1 protein-coding gene is annotated in these 342 nt (G+C 69.0%); it reads left to right on the forward strand.

Annotated features, from left to right (window positions below):
- Nucleotides 1-20: 20 nt before the first annotated feature.
- Nucleotides 21-342 (forward strand): hypothetical protein (locus tag F2P44_RS34680; protein ID WP_223165163.1); only part of this gene is annotated, 322 nt, incomplete at its 3' end.

Consider the following 342-nt stretch of genomic DNA (forward strand, 5'->3'; position numbering starts at 1 on the left):
CCGACGCCGCGGCCGCGGGCATGGACCTGCCCACTTACCTGGCCGTGCTGCAGAACCACGAACAGCACCAGGCTGCGACGGACGAAGCTGCTGCTGCCGGCATGGACCTGCCCACTTACCTGGCCGCGCTGCAGGACCACGAACAGCATCGGGCTGCGACGGACGAAGCCGCTGCTGCCGGCATGGACCTGCCCACTTACCTGGCCGCGCTGCAGAACCACGAACAGCATCGGGCTGCGACGGACGAAGCCGCTGCTGCCGGCATGGACCTGCCCACTTACCTGGCCGCGCTGCAGGACCACGAACAGCACCAAGCTGCGACGGACGAAGCCGCTGCTGCCG

The sequence above is a fragment of the Massilia frigida genome (assembly GCF_011682175.1).
Lineage (GTDB): Bacteria > Pseudomonadota > Gammaproteobacteria > Burkholderiales > Burkholderiaceae_D > Telluria_A > Telluria_A frigida.